This window comes from Amycolatopsis sp. NPDC057786, from assembly GCF_042797905.1.
GTDB lineage: Bacteria > Actinomycetota > Actinomycetes > Mycobacteriales > Pseudonocardiaceae > Amycolatopsis.
This window is the reverse complement of the sequence record NZ_JBHVKW010000011.1, coordinates 102,213-119,524: the sequence shown is the minus strand read 5'-3', so window position 1 is coordinate 119,524 and position 17,312 is coordinate 102,213. Positions and strand designations below refer to the sequence as shown.

At 70.2% G+C, this 17,312-nt stretch carries 15 protein-coding genes and 1 rRNA gene; 13 read left to right on the top strand and 3 right to left on the bottom strand.

Annotated features, from left to right (window positions below):
• From rrf to ACFVM3_RS10210, 9 genes are all read left to right on the top strand, one after another.
• Window positions 1–91 (top strand): 5S ribosomal RNA (rrf, locus tag ACFVM3_RS10250); the annotation flags it as partial.
• Window positions 92–254: 163 nt separating this feature from the next.
• A complete protein-coding gene (locus ACFVM3_RS10245; RefSeq protein WP_378437420.1) occupies window positions 255–2,204 on the top strand; it encodes a hypothetical protein in 1,950 nt (649 codons plus the stop codon).
• Window positions 2,197–3,186, top strand: a complete 990-nt coding sequence (locus ACFVM3_RS10240; RefSeq protein WP_378437418.1) for an HAD-IIA family hydrolase — start codon at window positions 2,197–2,199, stop codon at window positions 3,184–3,186. The genes ACFVM3_RS10245 and ACFVM3_RS10240 overlap by 8 nt, the downstream gene beginning before the upstream one ends.
• A 43-nt stretch (window positions 3,187–3,229) precedes the next feature.
• Window positions 3,230–3,451: a hypothetical protein gene (locus ACFVM3_RS10235; protein WP_378437431.1), complete on the top strand. Its 222-nt coding sequence runs from the start codon at window positions 3,230–3,232 to the stop codon at window positions 3,449–3,451.
• A gap of 4 nt (window positions 3,452–3,455) precedes the next feature.
• Entirely contained in the window at window positions 3,456–4,271 is an 816-nt protein-coding gene (locus ACFVM3_RS10230) for a TlyA family RNA methyltransferase (protein ID WP_378437416.1), read from the top strand.
• Window positions 4,268–5,179 carry an NAD kinase gene (locus ACFVM3_RS10225; RefSeq protein WP_072026471.1) on the top strand — a complete coding sequence of 304 codons (912 nt, stop codon included), beginning with the start codon at window positions 4,268–4,270 and terminating at the stop codon, window positions 5,177–5,179. The genes ACFVM3_RS10230 and ACFVM3_RS10225 overlap by 4 nt, the downstream gene beginning before the upstream one ends.
• A 104-nt stretch (window positions 5,180–5,283) precedes the next feature.
• Window positions 5,284–7,080 (top strand): DNA repair protein RecN, encoded by a 1,797-nt coding sequence (gene recN, locus ACFVM3_RS10220; RefSeq protein WP_378437414.1) that lies wholly within the window; start codon window positions 5,284–5,286, stop codon window positions 7,078–7,080.
• A 104-nt stretch (window positions 7,081–7,184) separates the two neighbouring features.
• Window positions 7,185–8,369: a putative cytokinetic ring protein SteA gene (gene steA, locus ACFVM3_RS10215; RefSeq protein ID WP_034322271.1), complete on the top strand. Its 1,185-nt coding sequence runs from the start codon at window positions 7,185–7,187 to the stop codon at window positions 8,367–8,369.
• A complete protein-coding gene (locus ACFVM3_RS10210; protein WP_378437412.1) occupies window positions 8,366–9,313 on the top strand; it encodes a copper transporter in 948 nt (315 codons plus the stop codon). The genes steA and ACFVM3_RS10210 overlap by 4 nt, the downstream gene beginning before the upstream one ends.
• A gap of 285 nt (window positions 9,314–9,598) precedes the next feature.
• On the opposite strand, the gene ACFVM3_RS10205 is transcribed toward ACFVM3_RS10210, so the two are convergent.
• Both ACFVM3_RS10205 and ACFVM3_RS10200 read right to left on the bottom strand, forming a co-directional pair.
• Entirely contained in the window at window positions 9,599–10,330 is a 732-nt protein-coding gene (locus ACFVM3_RS10205; protein ID WP_378437410.1) for an aspartate/glutamate racemase family protein, read from the bottom strand.
• Window positions 10,330–11,772, bottom strand: coding sequence for an NCS1 family nucleobase:cation symporter-1 (locus ACFVM3_RS10200; protein ID WP_378437408.1), 1,443 nt, complete (start codon window positions 11,770–11,772; stop codon window positions 10,330–10,332). Before ACFVM3_RS10200 ends, ACFVM3_RS10205 begins: the two co-directional genes overlap by 1 nt.
• A gap of 149 nt (window positions 11,773–11,921) precedes the next feature.
• Between ACFVM3_RS10200 and ACFVM3_RS10195 the strand changes: the two genes are divergently transcribed.
• Both ACFVM3_RS10195 and ACFVM3_RS10190 read left to right on the top strand, forming a co-directional pair.
• Window positions 11,922–12,599, top strand: coding sequence for a GntR family transcriptional regulator (locus tag ACFVM3_RS10195; protein WP_378437406.1), 678 nt, complete (start codon window positions 11,922–11,924; stop codon window positions 12,597–12,599).
• Window positions 12,600–12,622: 23 nt separating this feature from the next.
• Complete coding sequence (locus ACFVM3_RS10190) at window positions 12,623–13,558, top strand: aminoglycoside phosphotransferase family protein (protein ID WP_378437404.1); 936 nt, start codon at window positions 12,623–12,625, stop codon at window positions 13,556–13,558.
• Here ACFVM3_RS10190 and aroA read toward each other — a convergent pair.
• The gene (gene aroA / locus ACFVM3_RS10185) at window positions 13,555–14,841 is read right to left on the bottom strand and encodes a 3-phosphoshikimate 1-carboxyvinyltransferase (RefSeq protein ID WP_378437402.1); all 1,287 of its coding nucleotides are present in this window, start codon (window positions 14,839–14,841) and stop codon (window positions 13,555–13,557) included. The two genes, ACFVM3_RS10190 and aroA, sit on opposite strands and share 4 nt — an antisense overlap.
• Window positions 14,842–14,929: 88 nt before the next feature.
• Here aroA and ACFVM3_RS10180 point away from each other — a divergent pair, with 88 nt between their 5' ends.
• Window positions 14,930–16,630, top strand: coding sequence for a CTP synthase (locus ACFVM3_RS10180; RefSeq protein ID WP_378437400.1), 1,701 nt, complete (start codon window positions 14,930–14,932; stop codon window positions 16,628–16,630).
• Window positions 16,627–17,253 (top strand): NUDIX domain-containing protein, encoded by a 627-nt coding sequence (locus ACFVM3_RS10175; protein ID WP_378437398.1) that lies wholly within the window; start codon window positions 16,627–16,629, stop codon window positions 17,251–17,253. The genes ACFVM3_RS10180 and ACFVM3_RS10175 overlap by 4 nt, the downstream gene beginning before the upstream one ends.
• The last annotated feature ends 59 nt before the right edge of the window (window positions 17,254–17,312 follow it).

Genomic DNA, 17,312 nt, shown 5'->3' with positions numbered 1-17,312 from the left:
GCCCGGTCCCATTCCGAACCCGGAAGCTAAGCCTGACAGCGCCGATGGTACTGCAACCGAAGGGTTGTGGGAGAGTAGGACACCGCCGGACTAACTTCAGGACAGGGTCCTGACCAGGGTTGAGAACCTCAACAGGTTCTCCCCGGTCAGGGCCCTGTCTCTTTTCATGTCCATGGACCGACTAGAATGGTCCGTTGGCCCACCTGTCGGGTGGGCGCAAGTGTCGAAACTTTTCAATAGTGGCAGGAGGCCAGGTGTCCGAGTTCGGTCGACGTGACTCAGATGATGGCGCGTCCGGCCGGTCGGGTCGCCGGGACGAGAGTCCCCGCGGAGGCCGGTCTGACGCGCAGCGAGGTGACCGGCGCGGTTCCGCCGGCGGCAGGCAGGACCGGGGCGGCCGCGATGGCGGCTACCAGGGCCGGCCGCGCAGGGACGACCGCGGTGCCCGCGGTTCCGGTGGCGGCTACGCAGGCAAGCCCGCGCGCAGCGGCGACGGCCCCCGTGACCAGCGCTCGGGTGGAAGCCGGTTCGCAGGTCAGGGACGTGACGACAGCCGTCCGCGCTACAACAACGATGACCGTCGTGGCCCCGGTGCCGGCGACCGTCGTGACGACCGGTCCGGTGGCCGCGACAACGACCGTCGTGGCGGCTACCGCTCCGACGACCGTCGCGACAGCCGCGACAGCCGTGACAACAAGGGCGGTTACCGCTCGGACAGCCGTGGTGGCGACAGCCGCGGTGGCTATCGCTCGGACAACCGGGGTAGCGAGAGCCGTGGCGGCTACCGCTCGGATAACCGGGGAAGCGACAACCGTGGTGGCTACCGGTCCGACAACCGGGACAGCCGTGGCGGCGATCGCGGTGGATACCGCGGCGGCGACAACCGTGACAACCGCGGCAGTGACAACCGTGGCGGCGACCGCGGGGGCTTCCGCTCCGAGAACCGTGGTGGCGATCGCGGCGGTTACCGCTCGTCGGACAGCCGTCCCGAGCGTCGCTACGACAACCGCTCTGACAGCCGTTCGGACAACCGTTCCGAGGGCCGGTACGAGAAGCGCTCCGACAGCCGCCCGGCTCGTTCCGGCTACGGCTCGGACAACCGCGGCCGGTCCGACGACCGTCCGTCCGGCAACCGGTACGAAGGACGCCCCCAGGGCAAGTCCTACGGTGACCGTGACAACCGTGGCGACGACAAGCGTCCGTCCTATCGCGACGACCGCGGTGGTTCGGGCGGATACAGCGGCGACCGTCGTCCCAGTGGTGGTGGCTACGAGCGCAAGAGCTTCGGCGACCGCGACAAGCGCGGCGACGACAAACGCGACGACAAGCGCGGTGCCTACCGGCCGTCCGGTGACCGTCCCGACCGCCGCCCGTCCGACCGGCCGGAGAAGCGCTACGACGACAAGCGCGGCGGCTTCGACCGCAAGCGCGACGATCGTCCCCAGCGTGACCGTTCCGAAGGCCGCAAGGACTTCCGCTCGTCTCCGCGCACCGAGGACAGGCCGGTCGACGACGAGACCTTGGCGCGTGAGCTGCTCGAGGCTCCCGAACTGCCCGAAGGCATCGAGTTCTCCGATCTCGACGAAGAGGTCCGCCGGGAACTCCGCACCCTGCCCAAGGCACTCGCGGAAACCGTCGGCAAGCACCTGGTCGCGGCCGGTGGCCTCGTCGACGAGGATCCCGAAGCCGCCATGGAGCACGCCAAGTACGCGAAGGCCAAGGCGTCACGGGTCCCGATCGTCCGTGAGGCGCTCGGCCTGGTCGCCTACCACGCGGGCAACTGGTCCGAGGCGCTGTCCGAGCTGCGGGCCGTCCGCCGGATGACCAGGGCCGACGACCACATCGCGATCATCGCCGACGCCGAGCGCGCCATCGGCCGCCCGGAGCGGGCGCTCGACCTCGCGAAGGAGGTCGACAAGGAGCGCCTGTCCAAGGCGACCCAGATCGAACTCGCGATCGTCGCGGCAGGCGCTCGGCGTGACCTCGGCCAGCTGGACGCCGCCGTCGTCTCCCTGCAGGGCGACGACCTCAAGGCGGAGAAGCGCGATCCGTGGAGCGCCCGGCTGTTCTACGCCTACGCCGACAACCTCGCCGCCGCCGACCGCAAGGAAGAGGCGATCCGCTGGTTCCTGAACGCGGCAGAGGCCGACGAGGAGGACGAGACCGACGCCGCCGAGCGCGCCGCGGAGCTCACGAATGGCTGACGCTCTGTCGGCCGGATACGACGCGGTCCTGTTCGACCTCGACGGCACGGTCTATCACGGCAGCAATGTGGTCCCGGGCGCACCGGAAGCGCTCCGCGCGCTTCGGGACCACGGCACGTCCGTCCGTTGGGTGACCAACAACGCCTCCAAGGCACCCGCGGAGGTCTCCGCGCACCTGGAGGCACTCGGACTTCCTGCCACGCCCGACGAGGTCCACACGAGCTCTCAGGCCGCCGCCGCCCTGCTGGGTGAGCGGCTGCCTCAGGGCGCTGTGGTCCTCGTCGTGGGTACGGACTCCCTGGCCGCCGAGGTCGAGTCCGTGGGGCTGCGGACGGTCCGGGAGGCCGGTCCGGACGTGGCGGCCGTGGTCCAAGGCCACTCGCCGCAGAACACCTGGGCCGCTCTCGCGGAGGCGTGCCTCGCCATCCGCGCGGGCGCGCTGTGGGTGGCGACCAACGTCGACGCGACCCTGCCCAGCGAACGCGGACTGCTTCCGGGCAACGGGTCGATGGTGGCCGCGTTGCGCCACGCCACCGGCGTCGAACCGCTGGTGGCGGGCAAGCCGGCGCCCGGGCTGTTCACGACGGCGGCACGGGACGCGGGTGCGGAGCGTGCCCTCGTCGTCGGCGACAGGCTGGACACCGACATCGAAGGCGCCGTCGCGGCCGGGATCGACGCGCTCTGCGTCCTGACCGGCGTCGCCGACGCGGCGTCCCTGATCTCGGCGAGGCCCGAGGAACGTCCGCGCTACCTCGCGTGGGACCTGTCCGGCTTGGCCAGCCGCGCGGATCTGCTCGAAATCGGGCCCAAGGACGGCTGGCACGTCACCGCACAGGGTGACGTGCTCGAAGCCGACGGTGAAGGCGACTCACTCGACCTCTTGCGCGCCTTGTGCGCGGCGGCCTGGGACTCGGGGATCACCGAGGTCCGTGGTGTGGGCGACACCGCCCGCGCCGCGCTCGCCGAGCTGCGCCTCGGCTGACCAGCGCTGCTAACTTGGTGGGGTGCAAGACCACTTCCATCCCGTGCCGCGACCGCCGGTCCCGGGCCCTCCGCCGGTGCCCGGGCCGCCGGCGGTCCAGGCCGAGCAGTTCGCGCAGCAGGACACGGATCCCCGAGCCGGGATCGACGAAGCCGTGGCGGGTCTCGACGACCTCGCGGCGCTTCCGCTCTCGGAGCACGTCGACCGGTTCGAGGCCGTGCACACCGAGCTGACGGTGGCGCTGTCCACCATCGACAAGGTCTGACCGCGTGCCCAAACGCGCCCGCCTGGACGCGGAGCTCGTCCGGCGGGGACTCGCCCGTTCCCGGGAGCAGGCGTCGGCGCTGATCGCCGAAGGCAAGGTCACCGTGCGCGGCATGGTGGCCACCAAACCCGCGACCGGGGTCGAGTCCGGCGCGCCGATCGTGGTGCGCGACAACGACGATCCCGGCTGGGCCTCCCGCGGCGCGCACAAACTGCTCGGCGCGCTCGAAGCCTTCACCCCGCAAGGCCTTTCCCCCGAAGGAAAACGCTGTCTCGACGCGGGTGCCTCGACCGGTGGGTTCACCGATGTCCTGCTGCGCAACGGCGCCGCCACGGTGATCGCCGCCGACGTCGGCCGCGGCCTGCTGGACTGGCGCCTGCGCACCGACGACCGCGTGGTCGTCCTCGACAAGACGAACGTCCGCAACCTGACCCCGGAAGACCTCGGCGGGCAGGTCGACCTCGTGGTCGGGGACCTCTCGTTCATCTCGCTCAAACTCGTACTGCCCGCGCTGGCCGCCTGCGCGCGGGACGGCGCGGATCTGGTGCCGATGGTGAAACCGCAGTTCGAGGTGGGCAAGGACCGGCTCGGCAGCGGCGGCGTCGTCCGTGACCCGGAACTGCGCGCCGAATCGGTGCTCGGTGTGCTCGCCGAGGCCGAGAAGCTGGACCTGAGCCTGCGCGGCGTCGTGGCGAGCCCGCTTCCCGGGCCGTCGGGGAACGTCGAATACTTCGTCTGGCTTACCCGCGGGGCGGGGGAGACCGACGGCACCGACGCCGAGCGGCTCGTCCGGACCGCAGTCCTGGAGGGACCCCAATGAGCGATCGCGAGGTGCTGCTCGTCGTGCACCCGGACCGGGACGCGACCCGGGACGCGGCACGCGAGGTTTCGGCCCGTTTCGCCAAGGCGGGTGTACGGCTTCGGGTGCTCGACGAAGACGTCCGGGAGATGCTGGAAGCCGACGGCGGGATCGGCGCGCCCTGCACGGTCATGGCGCCTGAGCAGGACCCGGCGGCCGGCACCGAGCTGGTCTTCGTGCTCGGCGGCGACGGCACCCTGCTGCGGGCCGCGGAACTGGCGCGGCCGAACGGCGTTCCGGTCCTCGGCGTGAACCTCGGCCGGGTCGGCTTCCTGGCGGAGGCCGATTCGGACAAGCTCGCCGACACCGTCCAGCGCGCCGTCGACGGCGACTACCAGGTCGAAGAGCGGATGACCGTCGACGTCGTCGTGACCGTCGACGGCGAGGAGACCGTCAACACCTGGGCGCTCAACGAGGCCAGTGTCGAGAAGAGCTCACGAGAGCGTGTGCTGGACGCCCTCATCGAGGTCGACGGAAGGCCCGTGTCGTCCTTCGGTTGCGATGGCGTCCTGTGCGCCACTCCGACCGGCTCGACGGCGTACGCGTTCTCCGCGGGCGGGCCGATCATTTGGCCGGACGTCCAGGCCCTGCTGGTGGTCCCGAGCAACGCGCACGCGATGTTCTCCCGGCCGCTGGTCGTCTCGCGGGACTCGGAGATCACCGTCGCCATCGATCCCGACGGTTCGCCCGCCGTGCTGACCTGCGACGGATCGCGGACCTTCGATCTTCCCGCCGGCGCGGCCGTGCGGGTCACCTGCGGCCGGGTGCCGGTGCGCCTGGTCCGGTTGTGGGAAGGCCCGTTCACCGACCGGCTGGTGCACAAGTTCTCGTTGCCGATCAAGGGCTGGCGGGAGCGACACGCCCGCTGACGGATGTCGTGAAAGGGCCTTTGAAGACAACTTTCGTCGTCAAGGCCCCTTTCATGACGTGCCGGGTGCGGGAATGGTCGGGGTGGGCCGCTACGGTGGGCGTCGTGCTGGCCGAGATGCGCATCCAGGGCCTCGGAGTCATCGAGGACGCCCTGCTGGAACTGCACGCGGGCTTCACCGTCGTCACCGGTGAGACGGGTGCGGGCAAGACCATGGTCGTCAGCGGGTTGCACCTGCTCTCCGGCGGCCGAGCCGAAGTGTCCAAGGTGCGGACGGGAATGCTGAAGGCCTTCGTGGAAGGCCGCTTCGAGCTGGGCGGTGCCGAGGGCGCCACCCGGATCGTCACCGACGCCGGGGCGGAGGTCGACGAGGACGGCAGCGTCATCGCGCTGCGCGCGGTCTCGGTCGACGGCCGGTCCCGTGCCCACCTCGGCGGCCGCTCGGTGCCCGTCGGGGTGCTGGCCGATCTGTCCGAGCAGCTGATCGCCGTCCACGGGCAGAACGATCAGCTGCGGCTGCTGCGGCCCGCCGAGCAGCGCGCGGTGATCGACCGGTTCGCCGGTGAGGCCGTCACCGAACCGCTCGAGCGGTACCGCGCGGTCCGGGACGAGTGGCTCGCCGTCGTCGCCGAGCTGACCGAGCGTTCCACCCGCTCCCGCGAGATGGCGCAGCAGGCCGACCTGTTGCGGCATGGCCTCGCCGAGATCGACGCGGTCGCGCCGGAACCGGGCGAGGACACCGAGCTCACCGAGCAGATCAAACGGCTCGCCGCGGTCGACGAACTGCGGGCGTCGGCCAGTGCGGCGCACGCCGCCGTCGCCGGTTCGGCGGACGGGGATCCGGACGCGCCCGGCGCGCTGGGGCTGATCGGGGAGGCGACCCGCCACCTGAACGGTTCCGAGGACGCGGTGCTGCGCGAACTCGGGCCCCGGCTGGACGAGGCTTCGGTGCTGCTGTCCGAAGTGGGCACCGAGCTGGGCAGCTACCTCGAAACGCTCGACGCCGACCCGGCGTTGCTGGAGAAGGTGCTCGCGCGCCAGGCCGATCTGAAGCGGCTCACGCGCAAATACGCGGCTGACGTCGACGGCGTACTCGCCTGGGCCGACGACGCCCGCCGCCGGATGTCCACGATGGACACCTCCGAAGAGGCGCTGGCCGAGCTGGCCAAGCGCCGCGACGAACTCGCCGTCACGCTGGCGGAACACGCCCTCACGCTGTCGGAGGCACGGGTCGAGGCCGCCGCCGAACTGGCCGAGGCCATCACCGCCGAGATGTCCGGGCTCGCCATGGGACAGGCCGAGATCGAGATCACCGTCGAGCGGCGCACCGTGGACGAGAGCGATCCGCACGCGGTGAAGGTCGAGGGCAGGCTCGTGCACGCCGGGCCCGACGGCGTCGACGATGTCGAGCTGCTGCTGAGGGCGCACAACGGCGCGCCTCCGCTTCCGGTGCACAAGGCCGCCTCCGGCGGTGAGCTTTCCCGCGTGATGCTGGCGATCGAGGTCGTCCTCGCGCACGCGGACACCGTGCAGACACTGGTGTTCGACGAGGTCGACGCGGGGGTCGGCGGCCGGGCCGCGGTCGAGATCGGCAGGCGGCTCGCGCGGCTGGCGCGCAGTCACCAGGTCCTGGTGGTCACCCATCTGCCGCAGGTCGCCGCGTTCGCCGATCAGCATCTGGTGGTGGACAAGGGCACCAGTGGCGGCGTGACCCGCAGTGGCGTGCGCGTGCTCGAACAGTCGGAACGTGTCGTCGAGCTCGCCCGCATGCTCGCCGGAATGGAGAGCACCGAGACCGGCCGGGCGCACGCGGAGGAATTGCTCGCCGTTGCCGAGGCCGACAAGAGCGCGCCCGACAAGCCCAAAGCCCGCCGCGGGGGGAAGCGAAAGAAAGCGAAGTAGTGCCCTGTCACGACCGGGTAGCCCGATCCGGTGTGGGTTAATCGGCGTGTTTCCATCGGCGTGGCGGACACGGAAGGCCGCGCGGATTTGTCACTATCGGTCGCATGAAGCTCACCGGCTTGCTCTCGCGTAACCAAGAGACCCTCCCCGGGATCACCGGCGTCGCCAGGGTCGACCGGCGTACGCGCGAGCTGCTCCGCCGGCTGAGCCCCGGCGACATCGTCGTCCTCGACCAGCTCGACCTCGACCGGTCGACGGCCGATGCCTTGGTGGAGGCCGAAGTCGCGGCGGTGGTGAACGCCTCGCCGTCGATCTCCGGCCGTTTCCCCAACCTGGGCCCGGAGATCCTGCTCGAGGCCGGGATCCCGCTGGTCGATTCGGTCGGCGGCGAACTGTTGCGCAAGGTGAAGGACGGCACGAAACTCCGCCTGCACGAAGGTGTCGTCTACATCGGTGAGCGCCAGCTCGGCTCGGGTGTCCAGCAGACGCGGGAAAGCGTCGCGGACCAGATGATCGAGGCCAAGGCCGGGATGTCCACCCAGCTCGAGGCGTTCTCCGCGAACACGATCGAATTCCTTCGCCGGGAACGCAGTCTCATCCTCGACGGTGTCGGTGTCCCGGAGATCCGCGTTCCGCTCAAGGACCGGCACGCCCTCGTGGTCGCGGGCGGAAACGGGCACGCCGAAGACCTCAAGAAGCTGAAGAAGTACATCGGCGAGCACCGGCCGGTGCTGATCGGTGTCGATGCCGGGGCCGACACCCTGCGCGCGCAGGGATATCAGCCGGACGTCATCGTCGGCGACCCGCACGGGATCGGCGCGGAGACACTGCGCAGCGGCGGTGAGGTCGTGGTCCCGGCGCAGCCGGACGGGCACGCGCCGGGGGTCGAGCGCATCCAGGACCTCGGGATCGGCGCGGTCACCTTCCCCGCGACGGGCAACGCCGAGGACCTCGCGCTGCTGCTGGCCGACGCGCACGAGGCGAGTCTGGTGGTCACCGTCGGATTCCAGGCGACTCTGCGGGAGTTCCTCGACCACGGCCGGTCCGGCTCGAACCCGTCGACCTTCCTCACCAGGCTCAAGCTCGGCACGAAACTGGTCGACGGCAAGGCGGTCGCGACCCTGCACCGCAGCCGGGTGTCCATCGGCGCCATCGTCCTGCTGGTCGTCGCGACCCTGGTGGCCGTCGCGGCCGCGCTGCTGGTGTCCGACGTGGGTTCGGTCTACCTCGACTGGATCCGCGACACCTGGAACTCGTTCATCGCCTGGGGCAAGGGACTTTTCACGTGATTTCACTGCGGTACCACATCGTTTCCATCGCCGCCTGCTTCCTGGCGCTCGCCATCGGAGTGGTGCTCGGGTCCACGGCGCTGAACGGTGCCCTGCTTTCCGGTCTCGCCGGCCAGAAGGAGGATCTGGGTTCCCAGGTCGCGGATCTGGAGGCGCAGCGCAACACGCTCAACGCCAGGCTCGGCGACGCGGACGCGTTCGCCGGCGCGATGGGGCCGAAGGTCGTCGCCGGGCAGCTGGACAAGCGTTCGGTGGTGCTGGTGACCACAGAGGACGCGAAGCCCGCGGACCGCGACGCGCTCAAGCAGCTCGTCGGTCAGGCCGGTGCCGCCGTCACCGGGGAAATCCAGCTGACCGAGGCGTTCTCCGACCCGATGCGCTCCGATCAGCTGCGTGACGTCGTTTCACGGCTCCAGCCCGCCGGTGTCCAGTTCCCGACCGCCGGTGACCCCGGCACCCTCGCGGGCGCTTTGCTCGGCTCGGTGGCGTTGCTGAACAAGGACAACGCGCAGCCGCAGTCCACGCCGGTGGAGCTGGCGGCCGCGCTCGGCGGGCTCACCGACGGCGGTTTCCTGAAGACCGACGGGGAGGTGAAGCCCGCGCAGCTCGCGATCGTGCTCACCGGTTCCAAGTACACCGGGGACGGCGCCGGTGACCGTGCCTCGACCATCGCGCGGTTCGCCGCTCAAATGGACCGTTCCGGTGCCGGCACCGTCCTGGCCGGCGACGCGGGATCCGCCGACGGCACCGGCGCGATCGGCGTCGTCCGCGCCGACACCTCGTCGACCTCGATCCTGTCCACTGTGGACAACGCGGAGACCGCGGCGGGCCGGGTCACCACGATCTTGGCGCTGCGCGAGCAGCTCGAAGGTGGCGCTGGCCGCTACGGCATCGCGGGTAACGCCCAGGCTCCGGCCCCCGGTATCGCCGCGGCCGGCAACTGACCTGCGGATCCCAAGGATTCATTGATTCGTACGGCGGATGTGTCGGGTGTTGTGAAGGGGCCTTTCGCCGCATCGGATGCGGGGAAAGCTCCCTTCACTCGGCGACGTCTGGTGACCCGCGGGGGCCGGGGTGGCCGTCTGCGATCGTGTCGCGAAAGCCACTTTCGGGACATCAGACGTCGCGAAAGTGGCTTTCGCGACACGCCTTGGTCGCGAGCTGCGCCATGACTTACATCGGCGAGGTGCGAGCGCACGCAAGCGGCTTGTCAGCGCGCCAACCTTGCTTTACTCCTCGATAACGCGGGGGTGGGGCGTGGGCCAGAGGCGGGTTTTCGGGAGCGGGCGGGCGTAGGAACCGGCCCGGCTGGTCTTGAGGTCGAGAGCGACAAGGGATTCGGCGAGGCGGACGGCGGCGGCGACGCCGTCGATCACCGGGATGTCCAGCATCGCCGAGATCCGGCGATCGAGTCCGGTCATCCCCGCGCAGCCGAGGACGAGGACCTCCGCGCCCGCGTCCCTGGCACGGCGTCCGGCGGTCAGCAGGGCCGATTCCGTCCTGCGTTCGTCGGTCAGTTCGAGGACGCCGAGCCCGGCACCGAGGACGCCGACGCAGTTCTGCGCGACGCCCGCGGCGTGCAGACTGTCTTCGATGAGCCCGCACGTCCGGTCCAATGTGGTCACGACGCCGTAGCGTCTTCCCAGCAGGCAGGCCAGATGCGCGGCCGCCTCGGTGATGTCGACGACCGGGACGTCGAGCAGTTCCCGCGCCCCTTCCCGTCCGTGCTCGCCGAAACCGGCCATCACGAGTGCGTCGAACGGCTCGTCCAGCCCGTTGAGAAGGTCGAGGACGGCCGCGGCGCTGAGGAAGCTGTCCAGCCAGCCTTCCGCGGATTCCGGTCCCCATAGCGGGGTTCTGGCCAGGATTTCGGTGCCGGGGCTCGCCGCGGCGCGGGCGCCCGCCTCGATCTCCTTCGTCATCGCCTCGGTGGTGTTGCAGTTGGTGACCAGGATCCGCATCACGCGACCCGCTGCTTGCGCGTCACCGCGAAATAGAGGGCCGCGGCGGAAGCGGTGCCGATGAACCACGAGTACGGCGCGGCGGGGGCGAAGAACGGCACCAGGGCGATGATCGCGGACAGCGCCGCCGTGGGAAGGAAGGTGACCATCGCGCGCGGGTTGAAACCGCGCTTGTAGTGGTACGGCGACTCGGGCCCGGCCACGAACAGCTTGTCCACGTCGATCCGGCCGCGTTTCACCAGGTAGTAGTCGACGATCATGATGCCGAACAGCGGGCCGAGGAAGGCGCCGAGGCCACCGAGGAAGTAGTTGACGACCGCGGGGGAGGAGTACAGCTTCCACGGCAGCACGCACAGCGCCGCGACCGCGCTGATCATCCCGCCGATGGTGAAGGTGATCCGTTTCGGCCAGATGTTGGCCAGGTCGTAGGCGGGGGAGACGAAGTTCGCGACGATGTTCACGCCCATGGTGGCGATCGCGAAGGTCAGCGCGCCGATGATCAGCACGGGGGTGTTGTCGATGCGGGCCAGCAGTTCGGCGGGGTCGGTGATGGCTTCGCCGAACACCTGGAGGCTGCCCGCGGTCACCAGCACGGACAGCAGCGCGAACGCCGTCGAGTTGATCGGGAGGCCCCAGAAGTTCCCGCGCCGCACCGTTTTCTGGTTCGGGGCGAACCGCGAGAAGTCGCAGAAGTTGAGCATCAGGGTGCCGTAGATGGACAGGATCAGGCCGACGGCGCCGAACCACTGCCGTACTTGTTCCCCTGTGGACAGTGCCTTCGGGTTACTGGTCAAGGAGATGTTCCAGTCGGCGGCGGCCAGGATCCAAACGGCGAGCGCGATCATCACGACCCAGATGCCGGGGCCGCACCAGTCCTGGAACTTGCGCACGGCCTCCATACCGCGGGTGAGCACCAGTGCCTGGGCGAGCCACAACGCGATGAAACAGATCCAGCCGAGGGCGTGCAGGCCGAGGAAACCCACCTCGGTCAACGGTTTCAAGCCCGGATCGATCGCGAGCACGAGCAACGTGATGGCCACGGAGGCGAGGTAGGTCTGGATGCCGTACCAGAAGATCGCGATGATCGCGCGGATCAGCGCCGGCAGGTTCGCGCCGAAGGTGCCGAAACTGATGCGGGCGACCACGGGGAACGGTACGCCGGTCTTCTGGCCGATCCGGCCCATCAGGTTCATGCCGAAGTAGATGAGCACGAAACCGGTCAGGAGCGCGGTGAACACCTGCCATGCCGAGAGCCCGAGGACGAACAGGCCAGCCGCGAAGGTGTAGTTGCCGAGGTTGTGCACGTCCGACATCCACAGCGCGAAGATGTCGTAGACCTTCCAGCGGCGTTCTTTCGCCGGGGCGAGGTCTTCGTTCCAGAGCCGGGGATCGGCGTTCTCGGTGGTAGGCGCTTCGGACCGGGTTGCTGGGGCGGCGGTCATGCGGGGCCTCCGATCGACGGGGACGTCCGGTCGATTTGGTATCCCAAAATTTGGCATCCCAAATATCACCCCGCGGTGGTCCGCCGTCAAGGTTTCTGCCGATAAACTCGGTGTTACAAGCTGTTACGGCGGTGGTGAAGGGGGCTCGGGTGGCCGAGGAAGGACCGCGTCAGCCGCTGGCCGCGACCCGGCAGCGGGTCCGCGACGAGCTGCGTGAACGTATCCTCGCCGGACGGCTGAAGCCGGGGGACAGGCTGGTCGAACGTGAGCTCGCCGAGGATCTCGGCGTCTCGCGGGTCCCGGTGCGCGAGGCCATCCGCAGCCTGGAGGCCGAAGGTTTTCTCGCCGTCCAGTCGCCACGGCGGATCGTCGTGCGTCAGCTGGCCAAGTCCGACGTCGAGGAGCTGTTCGACGTCCGCGAGGCACTCGAAGGGCTCGCCGCCGGACTGGCCGCCGAACGGGCGGGCAAGGCGGAACTCCGCGCGCTCGAACGGCTGCTCACCGAGGCCGCCCGCGCGACCGAAAGCGGCGACCCGGCCAGGATTACCCTGCTCAACACCCGCTTCCACGACCAGATCGTCGCGCTCGCCGGCAACGGGTTGCTGCACGAGATCCTCCGCCCGCTCGAGGGCAGGCTGCGCTGGCTGACCAGCCAGAACGAGCACTGGGGCGAACTGCTCGACGAACATCGCCGTCTCTACGACGCGATCGCTTCGGGCGACGCCGACCGCGCGCGGGCCCACGCCGTCGAGCATGTGCGGGTGAACCGGGAAGTCACGCTGAAGGCGCTGTTCCCCGAAGATGACGGAGAACGCTCCGCCGGGTGAACCGGAGATGCCAGACTCGCGTCATGATCACCGACGAACAACGGGCCGCCCGCACCGCGCGGGCGGTGGCCGCCGCGGTTTCCGCGGGCCGCGACCTCGGACTGACCTTCGACGAACCGGAAGTCCTGTACGACGTCTTCTCGGTCATCGTGCGCTTGTCACCCTTGCCGGTGGTGGTGCGCGTGCCGACCGTCCTGCCGCGGACGACCACGCTGGAGACGCAGCTGACCGACCAGCGGCGTGAGCTGGCCGTGACCGGCTGGCTCGCGCGTCGCGGGCATCCGGTCGTCCCGCCCAGCCCGCTGGTACCGGCGGAACCCGTGCGGCGAGACGGCTTTTCGATGACGTTCTGGCAGTTCGTCGAGCACGACAAGGACGCCGAGATCAGCCCTGAGCGCGGCGCCGAGATCGTCGCCCGGTTGCACGCCGCCCTCCGCCAGTACGACGGCGACCTGGCGTTCATGGGCGGTCTGATCCCGTTCGTCCCCGACGGTCTCGATCAGCTCGCGGACCGCCCGGACCTGCTGGAACCGGCCGATCTTGACCGGGCCCGGCGCGAATGGGACGTGCTCCGGCCGCTGTTCGCGTCGGAGGCGGCGTTCACCAGGGCCTTTCCCGGCGCGACGGTCCAGCCGGTGCACGGTGACGCCCCGGCGTACAACCTGATCGCCACGCCGGACGGCGAACTCTGCTCGGACTTCGAACTCGTCAACCGCGCCCCGGCCGAGCTGGACCTCCCGGCGATGGGCCCGGAGGGCATCGCGGCCTACAACGCGGCCGCCGGCGAGCTGGGGCTGCGCGGAGCGGACGAGCGGGTGCTGCGAGCGCTCGGGGCGTTGGCGACACTGCAAGGAGTGGCCTGCCTGGCGATGGCGCCGGAGCTGCCCATGCTCGTCGACGGTCTCAAGCCGATGATCGAGCAGTGGCGGGAAGCTCCGTTCGCCGGAGGGCTCGGTTAGCCGAGCATCGAGGTCCACGCTTCGGCGAATCCGGGGAAGGTCTTCCCGACCGTCCCCGGATTCTCCACCTCGACGCCTTCGACCTTCAGGCCGAGCACCGCGGCCGCCATCACCAGCCGGTGATCGTCGTAGGTGCGGAACTTCCCGCCGTGCAGCGGCGCCGGCGTGATCCGCAGCCCGTCCTCGGTCTCGCGGACATCGCCGCCGAGCGACGACAGTTCGGTGGCGAGCGCGGTCAGCCGGTCGGTCTCGTGGCCGCGAAGATGCGCCACCCCGGAGATGACCGACGGTCCCTCGGCGAAGCACAGCAGCGCCGCGATGACCGGCGTCAGCTCGCCGACGTCGTGCAGATCCAGTTCGACGCCGGGAATCGTGCCGCTGCCGGTGACCGTCAGGCCTGCCGCGTCGAGTTCGGCGGTGGCGCCCAGAACGGGCGCCAGGCTGCGCAGCCAGTCCCCGGGTTGCGTCGTCCGCTGCGGCCAGCCCGCGATGCGCACCGTGCCGCCGGTCGCGATCGCGGCGGCGACGAACGGCGCGGCCGTCGAGAGATCCGGCTCGACGACGTACTCGGGGCAGGAGAGCCGTGTCGGCGCGACGTGGAACTCGGCGCCCTCACGGTCCACAGTGGCCCCGAACCGGCGGAGCATCTCGACGGTCATCGCGATATGCGGCTCGCTCGGCACCTGGCCGCCCACGAGACGCACGGTGACACCCTGCTGGAACGACGGCCCCGCGAGCAGCAGCGCGGACAGGAACTGGCTCGACGCCGAGGCGTCCAGATCGACCCTGCCGCCCCGCAAGCCGCCTTCGCCGTGGACGGTGAAGGGCGGCGCGTCGCGGCGGTCGTCGTCGATGCGGGCGCCGAGGTCGCGCAGCGCCTTCAGCAGCGGCCCGATGGGACGGCGGCGGATGGCCTCGTCGCCGTCGAACAGCGCCGGACCGGTACCCAGCGCGGCGAGCGCGGGCGTGAACCGGGCGACCGTGCCCGCGTTGCCGAGTTCCACCCGGACGGTGTCGTTCGGATGCACGCGCCCGGGGCCGAGCGGGTGCACGAGGTAGCCGGAGATGCTTTCCTGCGAGTGGGCGCCGAGTGCGTAGATGGCGCCGAGCATCAGGCGCGCGTCCCGGGAGTCGAGCGGGGTCCGCACCCGCGTCGGCGCGCTGGCGAGCGCGGCGAGGACGTAGGCCCGGTTGGTGATCGACTTCGAACCGGGGACACGGATGTCCGCGTCGAGCGGGCCTTCCGCGACCGGTGCGGTCCAGGTGTCGTGCGCGTCTGTCACGTCGCGAGGGTAGCGGTTTTCCACTCCATCGGACGCTTGCGGCGTGGCCGGTGAGCGCCCCGGCGGGCGTGCGATAAGGTGGAAGCCCGTGGGACTTCAGTCGCGGGCTACCAAGTATGTCTTTGTCACCGGAGGCGTTGCCTCCTCTCTGGGTAAGGGACTCACGGCTTCCAGCCTGGGTCAGCTCCTTACCGCACGTGGGCTCCGGGTCACGATGCAGAAGCTGGATCCGTACCTCAACGTCGATCCGGGCACGATGAACCCGTTCCAGCACGGTGAGGTGTTCGTCACCGACGACGGCGCCGAGACCGATCTGGACATCGGGCACTACGAGCGTTTTCTCGACCGGGCTCTCGACGGCAAGGCGAACGTCACCACCGGGCAGGTGTACTCCGAGGTCATCGCCAAGGAGCGCCGCGGTGAGTACCTCGGCGACACCGTGCAGGTCATCCCGCACATCACCGACGAGATCAAGGCGAGGATCACCGCCGCGGCGGGCGCCGACGAGGACGGGAACAGCCCGGACGTCGTGATCACCGAGGTCGGCGGCACCGTGGGCGACATCGAGTCGCTGCCGTTCCTGGAGGCCTGCCGTCAGGTCCGCCACGACGTCGGCCGCGACCAGTGCTTCTTCCTCCACGTCTCCCTGGTCCCGTACCTCGCCCCGTCGGGTGAGCTGAAGACCAAGCCGACCCAGCACTCGGTCGCCGCGCTGCGCAACATCGGTATCCAGCCCGACGCGCTCGTCTGCCGCGCCGACCGTGAGCTGCCGGAGGACCTCAAGCGCAAGATCGGCCTGATGTGCGACGTCGACACCGAAGCCGTCATCGCCTGCCCCGACGCGCCGTCGATCTACGACATCCCGAAGGTGCTGCACCGTGAGGCGCTCGACGCCTACGTGGTGCGCCGTCTCGGGCTGCCGTTCCGCGACGTCGACTGGACCGTGTGGGGCGACCTGCTCGACCGCGTGCACAACCCGTCGGAGACGGTGCGGGTCGCGCTCGTCGGCAAGTACATCGACCTGCCGGACGCGTACCTGTCGGTCACCGAGGCGCTGCGCGCGGGCGGGTTCGCCCACCGCGCCAAGGTTCAGATCGAGTGGGTCCCCTCGGACTCCTGCGAGACCCCGGCCGGTGCGGCGGCGGCGCTGTCCGATGTGGACGGTGTGCTGGTGCCGGGCGGCTTCGGCGTCCGCGGCATCGAGGGCAAGGTCGGCGCCATCGCCTACGCCCGCACCCACGGGCTGCCGCTGCTGGGCCTGTGCCTCGGCCTGCAGTGCATGGTGATCGACGCGGCGCGGAACCTGGCGGGGATCAAGGACGCGAACTCGGCCGAGTTCGAGGACGGCCCGAACCCGGTCATCTCGACGATGGCCGACCAGCGTGACGTCGTCGCCGGCGAGCGCGACATGGGCGGCACCATGCGGCTCGGCGCCTACGTCGCCAAGCTCAAGCCGGGCTCGCAGGTCGCGAAGGCGTACGGCAGCACCGAGGTCTCCGAGCGGCACCGTCACCGCTACGAGGTCAACAACGCTTACCGCAAGCGCCTTTCCGACGCCGGCCTGGTGTTCTCGGGTACCTCGCCCGACGACCACCTGGTCGAGTTCGTCGAGTTGCCCGCCGACAAGCACCCGTTCTTCGTCGGCACCCAGGCGCACCCGGAGCTCAAGAGCCGCCCGACCCGCCCGCACCCGCTGTTCAGCGCGTTCGTGAAGGCCGTCGTCGACCGCAAGGTCGCCGAGCGGCTGCCGGTCGAACTGCCCGAGGCCCCGCAGACGGTGGCCCGGTGACCGAACCCGGTAAGCACGAGTTCACCGTCGCGTCCACAAAGGACGTCCACATCGGACGTGTCGTGGGGCTGCGGGTCGACGAGGTCGTGATGCCCGGCGGCGGCACCGCCCGCCGTGAGGTCGTCGAGCACCTCGGCGCGGTCGCCGTCGTCGCGCTCGACTCGGACGGCATGGTGACGCTGATCCACCAGTACCGCCACCCGATCGGGCGGCGGCTGTGGGAACTGCCCGCCGGGCTGATCGACAAGGCGGGGGAGGACCCCGTCGAGGCGGCCAAACGCGAGCTGGTCGAGGAGGTCGGGCTCAGCGCCGGGCGGTGGGAGACCCTGGTCGACGTCGCGGCGTCGCCCGGCTTCACCGATGAGGTCGTCCGTGTCTACCTCGCCCGCGACCTGTCCGAAGTGGACAGGGAGATCCTCGGCGACGAGGAGGCGGATCTCGTCATGCGGAAGTTCCCGCTCGCCGAGGCGGTGCGGATGGCGCTGGCGGGTGAGCTGGTGAACGGGTCGACCGTCGGTGGCGTGCTCGCGGCGCACGCGGTGCTTTCGGGCGCGGCTTCGTCGCGGCCGGCCGACGCCCCTTGGGAGGACAGGCCGACGAAGTTCGCTTCACGCGGTCTCTGACGCCCTTTCGCGCGCTATGAACGGTCCGTTCCTTGCAAAATTTGCAAGGAACGGACCGT